The sequence below is a fragment of the Priestia sp. MDV22-iso46 genome, assembly GCF_058629175.1.
Genome location: NZ_JBZVWT010000002.1, coordinates 1 through 17,864, shown reverse-complemented (window position 1 = coordinate 17,864; position 17,864 = coordinate 1). Strand labels below are relative to the sequence as shown.

The following is a 17,864-nucleotide window of genomic DNA, read 5'->3' as shown; positions in this document are numbered from 1 at the left end:
CAATTCCCCTCCTAAGCTTATTTTCCTAAAAATTTAGGCTGGCGCTTTTCAATAAAAGCGGCTACGCCTTCTTGAGCATCCCGGCTTTTGAATACGCTTCCAAAAAACTGCGCTTCTTTTTTAATGCCGCTGTAGTAAGCATCTGTTTTTACATGCTGAAGCAGCTGCAAGGTAGCTTTAACAGAGATTGGGCTTTTTTTGGCAATTTTTCTAGCAAGTAAAAATGTTTCATTAATAAGCTGACTTTCTTCAAAAGCTGCATTTGCCAATCCTAACTCCACTGCCTCGCTTCCGGATATTGGATCACTTGTCAGCATCATCTCACAAGCCTTATGAACTCCTACATAACGAGGCAATCGCTGAGTTCCTCCAAATCCTGGTATAATTCCTAACTGAAGCTCAGGCAAGCCCAGCTTAGCATTTTCCGTTACCAAACGGATATGGCAGCTCATAGCAAGCTCCAATCCTCCGCCTAAAGCAGCTCCATGAATAGCTGCAATCACTGGTTTTGGGTAATTTTCAATATACTCAAAGAGCTCTTGACCGTTAACAGCAAGCTTCTCGTATTCTTTTTCCTGCTGAAGTGATGTGAATTCTTTTATATCAGCCCCGGCACAAAAGAATTTCCCTTCACCTTTAATAACGATAACCCTTGTCTCTTTACTATCTTCTAAATGTTTTAAAACACTTGAAAGATCTTTTAATAAATCTTGAGACAAAGCGTTAGCAGGTTGTCTATTCAACGTAATGAAGCTTATTGCATCAACAGTTTCAACCTGGATAATCTCCATTTGTTTACGCCACCCTTTCTTTCTATTTTCATTACCTTGCGCTTTTCCCCTCGCAGGGGAGCAGCAGGCTCACTTACGATTATGAGCCGCTGCAGCCGTTTAACAGCAGGGAATGGACTTTATCTACCGATTCTATTAGACCATATCGATGATCGTTCATTACCCATGTTGTGACAGTTTCATCAATCGTTCCAAAAATCATCTGTCGCGCAAGACGAATATCTATATTTTCAGAAAACTCACCCGTTTCGATTCCTGTCTGCAAAATAGAATCAATGAGAGTCAGATAATCTTTTAATACATCGTTAATTTTCAATCTTAAATCCTTGTTCGATTGACGCAGTTCGAGCTGTGTCACTGTAGCTAAATGATGATCCTCCGCTAGAAACGAAAAATGTTTGTCAATTAACACATGAAGTTTTTCTGCCGCGGTTTCAATTCCCGCCAGTTCTTCATAAATTTTTTCTACAAATTGTCCCATCTTCTCTTGAAACAAGGAAATCAAGACATCTTCTTTGTTTTTAAAATATAAATATATCGTACCGTCTGCAACTCCAGCCTGCTTAGCAATTTTAGAAACCTGAGCATTGTGGTATCCGTTTTCTGCTATTACTACTACAGCTGCATCGATAATCTGTTTATACTTTGGCTTATTTCTTCTCAATCTTATACGCTCCTTTAAAATATGAATGATTATTCATTCATATCTTTATAATAAAGAAACCGCAAGTATCTGTCAATTATGTTTCAGTAAAAAAAATCAAAGGCGACGATCGATTACGTCGCCTTTTTATGCTTTTCATTTTCTTCATCAATCAGCGCTCGTCGCAGAATCTTACCGACCGCTGTTTTGGGAAGCTCATTTCGAAATTCATAAAGGCGCGGAACTTTATAAGCAGCTAAATACTTTCTAGAAAACTCATTTAACTCTTCTTCAGTACATCTTACACCATTTTTTAATACAATGTAAGCCTTCACCGTTTCTCCTCTATATGGGTCAGGAACACCCACCACTACAGCTTCTTGAATTTTTTCATGCTCATATAATACTTCTTCAACTTCTCGAGGGTAGATATTATATCCCCCGGCAATAATAATATCTTTCTTCCGATCTACTACATAAAAATAACCTTTATCATCCATATAGCCAACATCACCTGTTAGCAACCATCCGTCTCGCATAACAGCCTCCGTTTCTTCAGGCTGCTTCCAATATCCTTTCATGACCTGAGGACCTTTAACCGCAATTTCTCCTACTTCGCTTACAGCAGCTTCTTTACCTGTTTCAAACGAGAGAATTTTGGCATCTGTGTCTGGCCAAGGCACTCCAATGCTTCCTGGTATTCTCTCTTTCCAAAGAAAATTAGCATGAGTAACAGGAGAGCTTTCCGTTAATCCATATCCTTCCACTAGTTTACCTCCGGTGAGCTTTTCAAACTGCTCCTGCACTTCCACAGGAAGTGGAGCCGAACCGCTCATACATGAATCAATAGAAGATAGGTTGTATTTTGCTAAACCAGGATGGTTTAATAATGCAATGTAAATTGTCGGAGCACCTGGAAATAAAGTAGGCTGCTGCTTATGAATGGTTTTGAGCGTCGTTTTTGCATCAAATTTAGGCAGAAGAACCATCTCATAGTTTTGCAAAACCGATAGAACAAGAACCGTTGTTAAACCATACACATGAAAAAACGGGATAATTCCAAGCACTTTTTCTTCTCCGTGCCTGCAGCGGTATAACCAATGTGAACACATCGTTGCATTAGCTACCAAGTTTTTATGAGTAAGCATGACTCCTTTTGGAAAACCTGTTGTTCCCCCGGTGTATTGTAAAATCGCGATATCTTCGTCTGAAATTCCCTCAGCGTTACATACTGCGGGAGAGGATTCATTTATAATACGTTTAAATAAATGAGTAGTCTCCGTATGACTCACATCCACGCTTATCTTCTGCTGCTTGCGCTGAATAAATGGATAAATTATGTTTTTGGGAAATGGGAGATAATCTTGAATAGAGGTGATGACTACGTGCTTTATCTTTGTTAACGCTTTCATTTTTACTACACGCGGATATAGCAAATCGAGTGCAATAATCATGGTCGCTTCTGAATCATTAAGCTGATACTCTAACTCTCTTTCCGTATACAAAGGGTTTGTTTGAACGACTACTCCTCCGGCAAGAAGAACAGCATAAAAGGAAATGACAGCTTGAGGGCAGTTTGGAAGCATAATGGCTACTCTATCCCCTCTTTTTAATCCCAGTTTAATAAGGTAAGATGACAGCTTCAGAGAATCTTGATGCAGCTGGGAAAACGTCATTTTTTTCCCTAGAAAATAGATTGCGCTTTTTTTAGGATCCTTTTGAACTGCTTCTTCAAAAAGCTGTGCTAAATTTTTTTGTTCATAATGAAGCCTAGCAGGTATTTCATCTGGATATTGAGAAAGCCATATCTTTTCGGTGGATTCCACACGCATCCTCTCCCTCAAAAAAATAAAAAATTAGAATTTTCTAATTAAAATTATAGTTCATTCTTTTTTTAGATGCAATCGTTATTGAATGTTCTCTTTCCTACCTAATCACTCTTTCATCCTGCAGCGTAATAAATAAAAATTAGATTTACCCCTGTACATTATCCGAATCTTTTGTATATAATAAAAATTAGATTTTTTTAAGGAGCTGTATGAATTGACAACAACATTGACTAAAGGACCGTTTAAAGCAGATCACGTTGGAAGCTTTTTGCGTCCCGAGCGTATCAAGCAAGCACGATTACAAGTGGAAAACGGGGAAATGACAAAGAAGCAGCTTCGAGCAATTGAAGATGAAGAAATTCGTAAGCTCGTAGAAAAGCAAAAACAAATTGGATTAAAAGCCGTCACAGACGGTGAGTTTCGCCGTGCGTGGTGGCACTTTGATTTTCTGTCAGAGCTTGTTGGCGTAGAACTTTACGAAGCAGAGTCGGGAATTCAGTTTCACGGAGTCCAAACAAAAGCTCACGGTATAAAAGTGACTGGAAAACTAGATTTTAATCACCACTCTATGATTGAAGATTATAAATTTCTTCATCAAGCTGCTGGAAAAGAACATGTAGCTAAGTTCACCATTCCAAGTCCTAATATGCTGTTTTTCAGAGGTCATATTGAAGAGTCTGCTTACTCGGATACGGATGTATTTTTTGCTGATTTAGTTAAAACGTATCAAAAAGCCATTCAAGCATTTTATGATGCCGGATGCCGCTACTTACAGTTAGATGATACTGCGTGGGCAGTCTTTTTCTCAGAAAAAGGACAAGAACAAATCGCTTCAAAAGGTTTCACGCCCCAAGAATTACTGAAACGTTTTACGGATGCGATCAATGAATCCATTGCGCATAAGCCAGATGATATGGTCATTACAATGCATATTTGCAGAGGGAATTTCCAGTCTACTTATACAGCAAGCGGCGGTTATGAAAATGCGTCAAAAGCTATTTTCAGTCAGTTAAACGTAGATGGACTATTTTTAGAATTTGATGATGAACGCTCAGGAGGATTCGAACCTCTTCGACATGTAAAGCGAGATGATCTTCAGATTGTCCTTGGTCTTATCACATCAAAATTTGGAGATTTAGAAGATCCTGAAGCAGTGAAAAAAAGAATTGCTGAAGCGGCAGAATTTGTTTCTCTTGATCAAATTTGTTTAAGTCCCCAGTGCGGATTTGCTTCTACAGAAGAAGGAAATTTACTAACTGAAGAACAGCAGTGGGATAAAGTAAAGCACGTGATTTCAATTACTGAAGACGTATGGAAGTAATCATTAAAAAAGCTGACCTGCTTTAAGGTCAGCTTTTTTGCTGTCATCATAATGTTAGGAAAAGCTATATAGATAAATAGATAAGACCAATAAGCATAAACACTCCGCATAAAACGAGTAAAATTTTCGCTAACTTCTCCATGACTCTCTCCTATCCTATCCCTGCTCCTATTACATAGGACATACCGATTGAAATAACAAGTGAAATAAACCCAACGGCTCTGTTATCTTGTTCAATTTCATCATCGATTCGAAATTTTGGCGTCAAAAATTCGAAAATAAAATAGCTGACTAGTAAAAGAACGAACCCATATATTCCCCATCCGAGCATTCTTAACAAGTTGTCATTATGCTCAATCGAATAGCGAAAAATATTAGCTAATCCAAATATCTTCCCACCTGTTGCCATCGCAACAGCCATATTTCCTTTTTGAATCTCTTCCCAATTCTTATACTTAGTAACGAGCTCAAACACAACAAGAAAGACGACAATGCTCAAGACAACCACGCTGTAATAAGCGGCAGATTCAATATACGGGTCTTTCCAAAAATCCCTCATTTTTGCATCACTCCTAATTTATACTACACTTGACGTAATGAACTGACAGGTCTCTTTCCTTTACTTGTATCGTTCTTAAAAGACATAGAAAACCCAGCATAGTCCATGAGCCATGTCGGATTTTCTATCTTCATATATGCTTGTTCAGCGCATCGACTGACACTTTTATTTCAGCGTTCTTTTATTTAAATTCCACAACCGTAACGCCAGAACCTCCTTCAGAAGCCTCTCCGAAACGAATATTTTTAACAGAACGATGATTTTTCAAATATTCCTGTACGCCTTTACGAAGAGCTCCAGTTCCTTTACCGTGGATAATCGAAACGCGCGGATAGTTGGCTAACAAAGCATCATCAATATATTTTTCAACTCGAATCAGCGCATTTTCATAGCGCTCTCCTCTTAAATCCAGTTCTAGATTTACATGATAATCTTTTCCCTTTACCATAGCAAGCGGCTTTGTTTCTACAGGTTTTGGGGAACTGATATATTCGAGATCTTTTTCTTTCACCTTCATTTTCATGATCCCCATTTGTACTTGCCATTCATTATTGCTTACTCGTTCTACAAGCGTTCCTTTTTGTCCCCAGCTTAAGACTTTCACTTCATCTCCAGCTTGAAGAGTGCGCTCTTGTTTTTTCGGCGCAGCTGGTTTCTTTTTACTTTTTTCAAGAGTTGGAACTGCATCTTCTAGACGCTTACGAGCTTCAATCAATTCATGCTCTTTTACAAGCGCATGATTTTTTTGACTCATTTTACGCAAATCGCTAATGATTTTCTCTGCTTCTTCAGATGCTGCTTTAACTGTGGCTTGAGCTTTTTCTTCAGCTTTTTCGTACAGCTTATCTCGTTTTTCATTAAACTCAATAATCTGACTCTGTAACTCTTTATGAAGCTTCTGAGCCTCTTTTCTTAGCTCTTCAGCTTCTTCTAGCTCGTGTTCAGACTGACGGCGGCTATCTTCAAGAGAGGCAATCATATTTTCTACTTTATTTGTTTCTGAGCCAATATAGCCTTTGGCACGTTCAATTACTTCAGCACTTAAACCTAAACGTTTTGAAATCTCAAAAGCATTGCTTCGGCCCGGTACACCAATCAGCAGCTTGTAAGTAGGGCTCAATGTTTCAATATCGAACTCTACGCTAGCATTGACCACTCCTTCACGGTTATAGCCGTACGCTTTTAATTCAGGATAGTGAGTAGTCGCAACTACGCGAGCGCCTCTTTCATATACTTGATCTAAAATCGAAATCGCAAGCGCTGCACCTTCTTGAGGATCCGTTCCTGCTCCCAATTCATCGAACAAGACCAGACTTTCGTGATCTACTTTTTGTAAAATATCTACAATGTTGACCATATGAGATGAAAAGGTACTCAAACTTTGTTCAATCGACTGCTCATCTCCAATATCAGCAAATACGTGCTTAAACACAGCCATTTCCGATCCATCCAGCGCAGGAATCTGCAAACCTGCTTGAGCCATTAACGTAAATAATCCAAGTGTTTTTAACGTTACGGTTTTACCGCCGGTATTTGGCCCTGTAATAACGATAGATGTATATTGATCACCTAGCTCAATATCATTCGCAACGACGTCTTCCTGTGCAATAAGAGGATGTTTTGCCTTCACTAACTTAATATAGCCTCGGTCGTTCATTTTAGGTTTTGAAGCTTTTAGCTCATGGCTATATCGCCCTTTAGCAAACATGAAGTCCAGCTCACCTAACAGATACACGTTTTGACGGAGTTCATTTGCCACTTCCGCTACCTGAACGGTTAAAGCAATGAGAATACGCTCAATTTCTTGTTTTTCTTTTACTTTTGCTTCTTGAAGCTCATTGTTTAACGTCACAATCGCCTGAGGCTCAATAAATAAAGTCGCTCCAGATGAAGACTGATCGTGCACAATGCCTCCATACGCACTGCGATATTCTTGCTTAACAGGAATAACAAAACGTTCGTTTCGAATGGTAACAATTGCATCTGACAACATTTTTTGAGCAGACGAGGAGCGAATAAGGCTCTCTAGCTTTTCGCGAATACGAGACTCCGTTGAGCGAAGTTTTTGACGAATGCCTCTTAGCTGGTCGCTTGCACCGTCTAGCACTGTACCATTCTCATCAATACTCATTTTAATTGTTTGTTCTACCTCAGGAAGAGGCATTAGTTTTTCGATATGTTCAGTTATAATTGGAAGCTGTAAATCTTCGTCTTCCACTACTTGCTCGATAAATTGCTTGACTTGTCTTGCAGCATAAATAGTGCTTGCTACATCAAGAAGTTCATTAGAGCTTAGCGTTCCCCCAATTTCAGCGCGCTTCACGCTAGATCGAACGTCAAAAATGCCCCCTAGCGGTACGTTGCCACGCAATCGCAGCACGGTTGTAGCTTCATCTGTTGCTTCCTGCCATTTGACTACTTCTTCATACTGAGTCGAGGGAATCAAATTCGCTACTTTTTCTCGGCCTAAAGAAGAAGCTACTTTTTTCTGAAGCTGTTCCTTAACTTTATTAAACTCTAGTACATGAAAAATACGTGATTGCAAAACTGATTCCTCCTGTTGCTTATTTATGTCGATTTAAAAAGGCGGTTAATTCTTTGAGACTATACGTATTTAATACCGTTTCTGGTTTAAGCCAGCCTTTAATTCCCGTAGATATTCCAATTTCCATATGCTCTAGCATGTCTAGATTGTGAGCATCTGTATTAATAGCAATTTTAACTCCTGCCTCTTGGGCTTTTTTTATATGCTCAGCCGCTAAATCTAAACGGTTTGGATTCGCGTTTAGTTCAAGAGCCGTTTTTGTTTCTTTAGCTAATTCAATTAGCATATCAATATCTACATCATATCCGTTGCGGCGACCAATCAAACGACCCGTCGGATGAGCGATTAAATCTACATGAACATTGTTTAACGCTTGCTTTAAGCGATTCATAATTTCTTCGCGTGATTGCGAAAAACTAGAGTGAATGGACGCAATAACAAAATCTAGCTCAGCTAGCATTTCATCATCATAATCAAGTGTTGCATCAGGCAAAATATCCATTTCAATTCCTGCTAGTATTGTAAAATCATCGAACTGTGCGTTTAAACGATTAATTTCTTCACGCTGTTTACGAATGCGTTCAGGCGTTAGACCGTTAGCTACTTTTAAATACTGAGAATGGTCTGTAATCGCCATGTACTCATAGCCTCGCGCGCGACATGCTTCCGCCATTTCTTCAATCGAATACGCCCCGTCGCTCCACGTGGAGTGCATATGCAAATCACCTTTTACGGCACCGTAGGTCACAAGCTTTTGAGGCTTTATAAATGCATCTACTTCCGTTCCATCTTCACGAAGTTCCGGCGGAATAAAAGAGAGCCCAAAATGTTCATAGAATGCTTGTTCAGACTCAAAAGTCATGACTTCGCCTGTCTCCGCATTTTCAACGCCATACTCGCTAATTTTTTCACCGCGTTCTTTTGCTAATTGACGCATACGCACATTATGATCTTTTGATCCTGTAAAATGGTGCAGCGTTGTGGCAAACGCTTTATCTTCTACAAGACGAAAATCCACAGACACATCGTACTCATAGGCTAACGTTACCGATACTTTTGTATCTCCATTTGCAATGATATCCTTCACATTTGGCAGCGATACTAGCTGTTCACGGACAGCATGAGGCTCAGCTGTTGAAATAATAAAATCAAGATCTTTTACGGTTTCCCTCATGCGGCGAATGCTCCCTGCTTGAGAAAAACGCTCAATGCTATGCATATGTTTAAGGGCTTCTAAAATGTCTTCCGCTATTGGAAGCATAAAAGCAAGAGGCAAACGATCAGGACGCTTCCCAAACTCTTCAATAGCAGCGATAATTTTCTCTTCTGTCTTTTTACCAAAACCGCTTAGTCCCTGCACTCGATTTTCCATACAGGCCTGATGCAGTGATTCCATATCTCGAATATCTAGCTCTTTATATAATTTAGCGATTTTTTTACCTCCAAGCCCCGGCAGCTTAAGCAAAGGAATAAGTCCTTCAGGAACTTCTTGCTTTAGTTCTTCTAATACGCTTGACTCATTTGTTTCCATATACTCTGTAATGACTGCAGCCGTTCCTTTTCCAATCCCTTGGAGCTTTGTAAAATCCTCAATCTCTGTCAGCGTTCTTTCGTCCGTTTCTAGCGCTGCAGCTGCTTTTCGAAAAGCAGAAATTTTAAAAGGGTTATCTCCCTTTAATTCCATATATGTAGCAATTGTTTCTAACAATTTAATAATATCCTTTTTATTCATCTCTTTTCACCAGCCTATTATCATAATAACGAAACTTTCAAAAACATGATGAGTGACATATTTACTCTCTCAAATTTTCATATAGACATACTTTTATCCTCGTGAAAACCGCAGATTAGACTGCGATAAAAAAAGAGGGTATCTCAAAAGTATTATGACACTTTCGACACACCCTCTCAACAAGCTATTGTAATTTCATTACATTACACCATACTGAGTCCACAAATCTTGAATCGCAGACGATAAGTATGGAGTATTTTGTACGATATTGATTGCAATTGAAGACTGTTGAATTGGCGTTTGAATTTCACTTACAGGAATCACGGCTCCAATGTATAACAAAATAAAAACGATGATATACACTTCAACGAATCCAAGTGCACCTCCGCCCCATTTATTTAACTGGCGCAGAATTGGCAGTTCGGTTAAAGCCGTTAAAACAGAGCCTGCAAGGCGAAGTACAATGTGAGTAGCAAAAAATAAAATCGCAAATGCAATCATTCGATAAAAAGCGTCTTCTATCGTTCCAGAATCAAATACAAACGATGCGACACTTTGCTGCTGAATATTGTCCGGAAACGGAATCAACAAGCGAAGTCGGCTTGCCAAATCTCCACTAAACATATAAGCGACGATAAACGAAACCGCAAAACTGACAATATGAATGAGCTGCAAAATAAATCCTCTTTTAAGACCTGTTACAAAGCCTAAAAGAAGCAATATAATTAAAATGATATTAAGCATTGACTCAGTCATTCCTCTTTTCCATAAAGTTTTTGTTCAAGTCTCTCATAGTCTTCTTTCAGTTTTATATATTCGTGTACAGCATTCACAGCTGTTAATACTGCTAATTTATTGATATCTAAAGAAGGGTTTTTAGTACTGATTTCACGCATTTTTTCATCCACTATAGAGGCGACAAGTCGAATATGGCTTGTACTTTCGCTACCGACGATGCTGTACTGCTGACCAAAGATGTCAACTGTCGCACGTGTTTTATCTTGTCTTGACACGAGAAAATCCTCCGTTCCACGAAAAATCCTAATCCCTATCATACCACGAAGAAGACTTCAATGGAAACATATCTATATTTAAGCTATCATAAGGGATAGTGCTTATAAAGTAAACTAAAATACCCCGAAAGGAGTGAAGCATTATGTCACATGCTGTTATTAAGGTATCAGCTGATCAAATAGCTAAAATGAAGCTTCATTACACATCCTATTTGCAGCCCAAACTGCCGCAGGGAAGTATGTTTGCGGCTAAAACTCCCGGCTGTTCTATCACTGCGTACCGCTCTGGAAAAGTACTTTTTCAAGGAAAAGAAGCTGAAACAGAAGCGGCTAAGTGGGGAGGCTCTTTAGATGCTGCGAAAAAGGCTCCTGTCTCCCACCTCCCATCAAACTTCAGCTCACTATCGGTCATCGGTTCTGACGAAGTAGGGACGGGAGATTATTTTGGTCCTATGACCGTAGTTGCTGCCTATGTTCAAAAAGAGCAGCTTCCTTTGTTAAAAGAATTAGGAGTACGAGATTCAAAAGAGTTAACGGATGCTAAAATTATTGAAATTGCCAAGCAGCTTGTTTCGTTTATTCCCTATAGTTTGCTTGTTTTACATAACGAAAAGTATAATGCATTTCAAGAAAAAGGCATGTCACAAGGTAAAATGAAAGCTCTGTTACACAACAAAGCTTTATCCAACGTGTTAAAAAAATTGGATCCTGAAAAACCCGATGCCATTTTAATTGACCAGTTTGTCGAAAAAAACACCTATTATAAACACGTGGTAAAGGAAAAAGAAATTATCAAAGAAAATGTCTTTTTCAGCACAAAAGGAGAAAGCGTTCATTTATCTGTAGCTGCTGCTTCCATTATTGCCAGATACGCATTTTTAAAACAAATGGATTTGCTGACGGAAAAGACCGGGATGGTTATTCCTCGCGGAGCTGGCGCACAAGTTGATATCGCCGCTGCTAAAATCATTAAGAAACATGGCGTGAATGCGCTGAACTCTTTAGCTAAAATTCATTTTGCTAATACAGAAAAAGCTTTAAAATTAGCTAAAAAATAAGAGATGTGGAAATCCACATCTCTTTTCTTATTCTTATGAACGAAGCGTTGCACCAAATTCTTTTTCTACAGCTTCTAACACTGCACCATGTGCTTTTGCTACTTCTTCATCAGTTAATGTACGTTCAGGATCTAAGTAACGTAAAGAGAAAGCTACAGATTTCTTGCCTTCTTCCATACGCTCTCCTTCATATAGATCAAATACCGTCACGTCTTTTAAAAGTTCTCCGCCCGCCGCATAGATGACGCGCTGAACTTCTCCTCCAAGAACGTTTTTATCTACAACAAGTGCAATATCACGAGTAATAGATGGGAATCTTGGAATAGCTGAATAACGAACTTCTTCGACATCTGCAGCTAATAGCTCTTGAAGGTGTAATTCAAATACGTATGTTTCACGAAGACCATATTGTTTCTGAACAACAGGATGAACTTGACCTACGTAACCAATTTCTTTTTCATCTAACCATACAGCCGCTGTACGTCCAGGGTGCATACCGTCTTTTTTAACGGGAGCATATGAGATTCGTTTCTCCAAACCAAGCTGTGCAAATAACCCTTCTAGTACACCTTTAATCACATAGAAATCAACGACTTTCTTTTCACCTTGCCAGCCGTGAGCATGCCACAGACCCGTGATTGCACCAGCTACGCGCTCCTGCTCATCCGGTAATTCTCCTTCACCTTTAGATAAGAACACTGAGCCTGTTTCGTATAGCGCAATAGAATCCGACTGACGAGCATTATTATGCTTCACTGCTTCTAGCAAATGAGGCACTAAGCTTTGACGAAGGATGCTGCGATCTTCACTCATCGGCATTGCTAAACCAATCGTACTGGTTGCATTTAGTGCAAACTGAGTAGCTTTTCCAGCGCTCGTTAACGAATATGTTGTTGTTTGTGCTAGTCCCGCACCTTCTAAGAAACGGCGAACTTTACGGCGTCCAAGCTGATACTCTGTTAGTTTTCCTGGAGTTGCCACTGTTACAGGAAGCGTTGTAGGAAGGTTGTCATAGCCATACATACGCGCTACTTCCTCGACGATATCTTCTTCAATTGTAATATCGCCTCTACGAGTTGGCACTGTTACAACAATGGTTTCGTCTTCCACTTTGTTTTCAAATTGAAGACGGTTCATAATGTCTTGTACTTCTTCCATTGATAGCTCTGTACCAAGCACATCGTTAATACGTCCAAGTGACACAGCTACAACAGCAGGTTCCACAGTTAGTGTATCCACTTCTACAGTACCACTTACCACTTCACCTGAAGCGTATTCAGCCATTAATTCTGCTGCGCGGTCAGCAGCTACACGCGTACGGTTAGGATCAATTCCTTTTTCAAAACGAGCGCTTGCCTCACTGCGAAGACCGTGGTCTTTTGAAGCTTGGCGAACCGTTAAGCCTTTGAAGTAAGCTGATTCAATGAGAACATTTACCGTATCGTCTTTTACTTCGGAGTTCGCTCCGCCCATTACACCTGCAAGAGCTACCGGCTCACTTCCGTTTGTAATGACAAGCTGATTGCCTTTTAATACGCGCTCTTGGTCATCAAGTGTTACAAACTTCTCGCCTTCTGACGCGTGACGTACAACAATTTCTTTTGAACCAAGACGATCATAGTCAAAAGCATGCAGAGGCTGGCCGTATTCAAGCAAAATATAGTTGGTAATATCAACAACGTTGTTATGAGGTCGAATACCAGCTGCCATTAAACGCGTTTGCATCCATAATGGTGACGGAGCAATTTTTACGTTTTTCACAACGCGCGCTACGTAAAGCGGATTGTCTTCTTTTGCCTCTACTTTAACGGAAATATAATCAGCTGCTTGCTCATCAGACGTTTGCACGTTTACTGACGGATACTTCACTTCACGACGTAAAATAGCAGCCACTTCATGCGCTACACCTAACATACTTAAGCAGTCTGAACGGTTTGGTGTTAGCCCTAGTTCTAATACTTCATCGTTTAAGTTTAATGCATCTAGTGCATCCGCTCCTACTTCAGCATCGCTTGGGAACACGAAGATGCCTTCTTGATAATCTTTTGCCACAAGCTTGCTTTCAATGCCAAGCTCTTGAAGAGAACAAATCATACCGTTCGATTCTTCACCGCGAAGCTTAGCACGCTTGATTTTAAAGTTACCTGGAAGTACAGCTCCCACTTTTGCAACCGCTACTTTTTGACCTTGTGCCACGTTCGGTGCCCCGCACACGATTTGAACGATTTCTCCTCCGCCAAGATCTACTTGACAGCGGCTTAATTTATCAGCATTTGGATGCTGTTCACGTTCTACAACGTGACCAATTACCACTCCGCTGATGCCTTTATTTAAGTTTTCTACACCTTCAACTTCAATTCCACTTTTTGTGATTTTATCTGCTAACTCTTCTGCCGTTACGCCTGATAAGTCAACATACTCTTGTAACCAACGATAAGATACAAACATCGTAGTCCCTCCTTTATACTTGTTTAAATTGATCTAAGAAACGAACATCATTTGTATAGAAATGACGAATATCATCCACGCCGTGTTTTAACATAGCAATACGCTCTACACCGATTCCAAAAGCAAACCCACGATATTTAGTTGAATCGTATCCAGCCATTTCAAGGACATTTGGATGAACCATGCCTGCTCCTAAAATTTCAATCCAGCCTGTTTGTTTACATACATTACAGCCTTTACCTCCACATTTTGCACACGATACGTCTACTTCTACAGACGGCTCAGTGAACGGGAAGAAACTTGGACGAAGACGAATTTCACGGTCTGCACCGAACATTTTTTTCACAAATACTTCAAGCGTGCCTTTTAAATCGCTCATACGAATGTTTTCGTCTACTACAAGACCTTCAATTTGCATGAATTGATGAGAATGCGTAGCATCATCGTCATCGCGGCGGTACACTTTGCCCGGGCAAATAATTTTAACAGGTCCTTTGCCTTCATTCTTGTTCATAACACGAGCTTGAACAGTTGATGTATGCGTACGAAGAAGCGTTTCTTCCGTAATATAGAACGTATCTTGCATATCACGTGCTGGGTGACCTTTTGGCAAGTTCAGCGCTTCGAAATTATAGTAGTCCTGCTCTACTTCCGGTCCTTCTGCTACTTCATAGCCCATTCCTAAGAATAAATCTTCTACTTCTTCAACCACGCTTGTTAGCGGGTGATGCGTACCTGCTTTAACAGGGCGTCCTGGCAGCGTTACGTCGATTGTTTCTGAAGCAAGTTTACGCTCTACCTCGGCTGCTTCTAACGCCGTTTGTTTTTCTTCAATTTTAGATGCAATAGCTTCACGCACTTCATTTGCAAGTGCTCCCATTACAGGACGCTCTTCAGCTGAAAGTTTTCCCATACCGCGAAGTACTTCTGTGATAGGGCCTTTCTTTCCTAAATAAGCTACGCGTACGTCGTTTAATTCTTTTAAAGCACTTGCTGTTTCGACTTTTGCAATTGCTTCTTGTTGAAGTTCTTGTAAACGTTCTTTCATCACTTATTCCTCCTTTTAACGTAAAAAATGACAAATAAAAAAACCTCCTCCCAAAAAAGGGACGAGGATTAGTCGCGTTACCACCCTTGTTAACTATATACACAGACGTATACAGTTCACTTCATTCAAGTTAACGGAATCTCCGGAACACCTTTACATCTATGTAAGATGGTCTAAGTGTCAACTCAAGAGGTGAATTCACTTATTACATTTATAAAAATGCTTTCAGTCACGGCATTTTCTCCCTGCATAAACGGACATAAGCTACTGCTCTCTTTCATCGTTTTTTACATATGTAACTATTGTATTATTATAGTGAAAACACGTTCTCGATGCAACTACATTCCGCGTAAATAATAAAGTAAGATTCCAGAAGCGATGGCAACATTTAGCGACTCGCTCTTTCCATAGATGGGAATGTACAGATTCTGATCCGTTTGTTCCAGCACTTTCTCGCTTACGCCGTTTCCTTCATTTCCCACAACCAGCGCAAATTCGTTTGAAGGTTTTACGCATGTATAGACCTTTCCATTTTGTAACGACGTGCCGTAAACTGCTATTTCTCTTTCTTTTAACAGTGAAATCATTTCGAGTAAATCACCTTTTACAATTGGAAGGTGAAAAATAGCTCCTTGCGTTGAACGAACGACTTTTGGGTTGTACACATCCACGCTGCCCTCTCCAACGATAATAGCCTCCACTCCGGCAGCATCAGCGGTTCGAATAATCGTACCTAGGTTACCTGGATCTTGCACCGCATCTAAAAGCAATACTTTCTGTGCTGTATGAATGATTTCTGCATGCTTCGTTTGAAAACACACAGCGATAATTCCTTGAGGTGTTTCTGTGTCAGATAACAATTTAATTATTGCTTCGTTTACAACGGTTATTTCGATACCATCTATGTTCCACTGTGCTGGCACTTCAATCGATTCGCGTATAATTAGTTCCTTTACGCAATCCTTATTTTTGATAGCTTCTTCGACTAAATGAAAGCCTTCTACCATAAAAAGGCCCTGCTTATCACGGTCTTTTTTATTATGCAGCTTTTTCCACGCTTTTACCTGCGGATTTTTAACTGAATCAATTTGTTTCACAAACATAACTCCTTTATCTATACAAAAATAAATAGTTCGATTACATTTTGCTCAATAATCATTAGATAAGTTTCACTTTATTGTACATAGAAATCGCAAAGAAAACAAAAACTATTGGTAACTTTACGATAGCTGAGGTGAAAATGATGGATCTTAATTTACGAAATGCTGTTATTGCAAACGTTTCAGGAAACTCAAAAGAAGAGCTTGAAGCTACAATTTCTGACGCTATTCAAAGCGGTGAAGAAAAAATGCTCCCTGGACTTGGTGTTTTATTTGAGGTGCTTTGGGAAAAGTCTCCAGAATCAGAAAAAGAAGAAATTCTGACAACGCTTGAAAACGGTTTAAAATAAATAGCCTTTTCCTATGTACAACAAAAAGCTCATTCTCCTAGAAGAATGAGCTTTTTTTAATTATACGTAATTGCGTTCACCGTATTTCGGTCTAAGCGTTTAATTACTTCCGCAATTAATTTAACTGCATTTTCATAATCATCACGATGAAGCATCGCTGCATGAGAATGGATATAACGAGTTGCGATCGTAATCGAAAGTGCTGGCACCCCGTTAGCTGAAATATGGATAGAACCTGAGTCCGTACCGCCTCCAGCGATTGCATCAAATTGATATGGAATATTTAATTCATCTGCCACATTTACCACTGTATCTCGAAGTCCTTTATGAGAAACCATGGAAGCATCATATAAAATGATTTGCGGACCATCTCCCATTTTAGAAGATGCTTCTTTATCAGAAACACCAGGTGTATCTCCAGCTATACCGACATCAACAGCAAATGCAATATCCGGTTCAATAAAGTTAGCGGATGTTTTTGCACCTCTAAGTCCAACTTCTTCTTGTACCGTTCCTACACCATACACAACATTTTCATGTGTTTCATTTTTTAAAGCTTTTAATACATCGATAGCGATTGCACAGCCGATACGGTTATCCCAGGCTTTCGCTAGCAGCATCTTTTCGTTGTTCATAACCGTAAATTCGAAATAAGGCACAACCTGATCACCAGGTTTCACTCCCCACTCCGCTACTTCTTCTCTGCTAGAGGCACCAATATCGATGAACATATCTTTAATGTCAACGGGCTTTTTACGAACTTCTGGAGGAAGGATATGAGGAGGCTTTGAGCCAATAATCCCCGTTACCTCTCCTTTAGATGTAACGATGGTTACGCGTTGAGCAAGCATAACTTGAGACCACCATCCGCCTACCGTTTGAAAACGAATAAAGCCGCGTTCATCAATTTGAGTCACCATAAAGCCTACTTCATCTAAGTGACCGGCTACCATAATTTTAGGCCCTTGTTCGTTGCCCACTTTTTTTGCAATCAAACTGCCTAGCCCATCCGTCGTTACTTCATCTGCATAAGGTGCAATATATTTCTTCATAACCTCACGCGGTTCACGCTCATTGCCAGGAATTCCTTTTGCATCTGTTAGTGCTTTAAGCATCGTCAATGTTTCATCTAACTTTGTCATATGGATTACCCCTTTCATATGTATACCTCTATTATAGCTAAAAAGAGGTTGAAGTAAAATTTCCCATCCCTTTATTTCTAGTATCCTTGTTCTTGGCGTTTAAAATTCACTTCATTTTTTGAGATGTACGCCTTTTCAATATGTTCAGCGGAAAAACCAAACATATCGCCAAGCGTCATGTAAGATACAAACATGTCCACATAGTTTCCTTTCGACTGATCCTGCTCGAAAGCAGCAACTTGTGCAAATACCTGTAAAAATTGTGCTGTTTTTGAATCACTTGCT

At 39.8% G+C, this 17,864-nt stretch carries 16 protein-coding genes and 1 other annotated feature; of the genes, 3 read left to right on the top strand and 13 right to left on the bottom strand.

From position 1 onward, the window contains the following. Positions 1–17: 17 nt before the first annotated feature. From AC4NPH_RS11975 to AC4NPH_RS11965, 3 genes are all read right to left on the bottom strand, one after another. Positions 18–791 (bottom strand): enoyl-CoA hydratase, encoded by a 774-nt coding sequence (locus AC4NPH_RS11975; RefSeq protein WP_013059407.1) that lies wholly within the window; start codon positions 789–791, stop codon positions 18–20. A 79-nt stretch (positions 792–870) separates the two neighbouring features. Continuing rightward, complete coding sequence (gene fadR / locus AC4NPH_RS11970) at positions 871–1,455, bottom strand: fatty acid metabolism transcriptional regulator FadR (RefSeq protein WP_013059408.1); 585 nt, start codon at positions 1,453–1,455, stop codon at positions 871–873. 113 nt (positions 1,456–1,568) lie between these two features. Further along, positions 1,569–3,266, bottom strand: coding sequence for an AMP-binding protein (locus AC4NPH_RS11965; protein ID WP_041816625.1), 1,698 nt, complete (start codon positions 3,264–3,266; stop codon positions 1,569–1,571). Between the two features lie 211 nt (positions 3,267–3,477). Between AC4NPH_RS11965 and AC4NPH_RS11960 the strand changes: the two genes are divergently transcribed. Beyond that, a complete protein-coding gene (locus AC4NPH_RS11960) occupies positions 3,478–4,584 on the top strand; it encodes a 5-methyltetrahydropteroyltriglutamate--homocysteine S-methyltransferase (protein ID WP_013059410.1) in 1,107 nt (368 codons plus the stop codon). Positions 4,585–4,735: 151 nt separating this feature from the next. Here the strand turns inward: AC4NPH_RS11960 and AC4NPH_RS11955 are convergent, their stop codons facing one another. The 5 genes from AC4NPH_RS11955 to zapA form a co-directional block, all read right to left on the bottom strand. Next, positions 4,736–5,143, bottom strand: a complete 408-nt coding sequence (locus AC4NPH_RS11955) for a DUF350 domain-containing protein (RefSeq protein WP_013059411.1) — start codon at positions 5,141–5,143, stop codon at positions 4,736–4,738. A 181-nt stretch (positions 5,144–5,324) separates the two neighbouring features. After that, positions 5,325–7,688 carry an endonuclease MutS2 gene (locus AC4NPH_RS11950; RefSeq protein ID WP_063672749.1) on the bottom strand — a complete coding sequence of 788 codons (2,364 nt, stop codon included), beginning with the start codon at positions 7,686–7,688 and terminating at the stop codon, positions 5,325–5,327. A 19-nt stretch (positions 7,689–7,707) separates the two neighbouring features. Further along, on the bottom strand, positions 7,708–9,420 hold the full coding sequence (polX, locus tag AC4NPH_RS11945; RefSeq protein WP_013059413.1) for a DNA polymerase/3'-5' exonuclease PolX: 1,713 nt from the start codon (positions 9,418–9,420) through the stop codon (positions 7,708–7,710). A gap of 198 nt (positions 9,421–9,618) precedes the next feature. Further along, positions 9,619–10,176: a CvpA family protein gene (locus tag AC4NPH_RS11940; RefSeq protein ID WP_014458067.1), complete on the bottom strand. Its 558-nt coding sequence runs from the start codon at positions 10,174–10,176 to the stop codon at positions 9,619–9,621. Next, entirely contained in the window at positions 10,173–10,433 is a 261-nt protein-coding gene (gene zapA / locus AC4NPH_RS11935; protein WP_013059415.1) for a cell division protein ZapA, read from the bottom strand. Before zapA ends, AC4NPH_RS11940 begins: the two co-directional genes overlap by 4 nt. Before the next feature lie 143 nt (positions 10,434–10,576). Here zapA and rnhC point away from each other — a divergent pair, with 143 nt between their 5' ends. After that, positions 10,577–11,491 (top strand): ribonuclease HIII, encoded by a 915-nt coding sequence (gene rnhC, locus AC4NPH_RS11930; protein WP_013059416.1) that lies wholly within the window; start codon positions 10,577–10,579, stop codon positions 11,489–11,491. A 33-nt stretch (positions 11,492–11,524) separates the two neighbouring features. On the opposite strand, the gene pheT is transcribed toward rnhC, so the two are convergent. The 3 genes from pheT to AC4NPH_RS11915 all read right to left on the bottom strand — a co-directional run bounded on the left by pheT (position 11,525) and on the right by AC4NPH_RS11915 (position 16,090). Then, positions 11,525–13,939 (bottom strand): phenylalanine--tRNA ligase subunit beta, encoded by a 2,415-nt coding sequence (gene pheT / locus AC4NPH_RS11925; protein WP_013059417.1) that lies wholly within the window; start codon positions 13,937–13,939, stop codon positions 11,525–11,527. Between the two features lie 13 nt (positions 13,940–13,952). Further along, positions 13,953–14,987, bottom strand: coding sequence for a phenylalanine--tRNA ligase subunit alpha (gene pheS, locus AC4NPH_RS11920; RefSeq protein WP_013059418.1), 1,035 nt, complete (start codon positions 14,985–14,987; stop codon positions 13,953–13,955). Positions 14,988–15,041: 54 nt separating this feature from the next. After that, positions 15,042–15,277, bottom strand: a binding site (T-box leader). A 48-nt stretch (positions 15,278–15,325) separates the two neighbouring features. Next, positions 15,326–16,090 carry a TrmH family RNA methyltransferase gene (locus AC4NPH_RS11915; protein WP_155660679.1) on the bottom strand — a complete coding sequence of 255 codons (765 nt, stop codon included), beginning with the start codon at positions 16,088–16,090 and terminating at the stop codon, positions 15,326–15,328. 140 nt (positions 16,091–16,230) lie between these two features. Between AC4NPH_RS11915 and sspI the strand changes: the two genes are divergently transcribed. After that, complete coding sequence (gene sspI / locus AC4NPH_RS11910) at positions 16,231–16,437, top strand: small acid-soluble spore protein SspI (RefSeq protein ID WP_013059420.1); 207 nt, start codon at positions 16,231–16,233, stop codon at positions 16,435–16,437. A gap of 56 nt (positions 16,438–16,493) precedes the next feature. On the opposite strand, the gene AC4NPH_RS11905 is transcribed toward sspI, so the two are convergent. Continuing rightward, positions 16,494–17,579 carry a M42 family metallopeptidase gene (locus AC4NPH_RS11905; RefSeq protein WP_013059421.1) on the bottom strand — a complete coding sequence of 362 codons (1,086 nt, stop codon included), beginning with the start codon at positions 17,577–17,579 and terminating at the stop codon, positions 16,494–16,496. A 77-nt stretch (positions 17,580–17,656) separates the two neighbouring features. Then, positions 17,657–17,864 (bottom strand): dUTP diphosphatase (locus AC4NPH_RS11900; protein WP_491938757.1); only part of this gene is annotated, 208 nt, incomplete at its 5' end.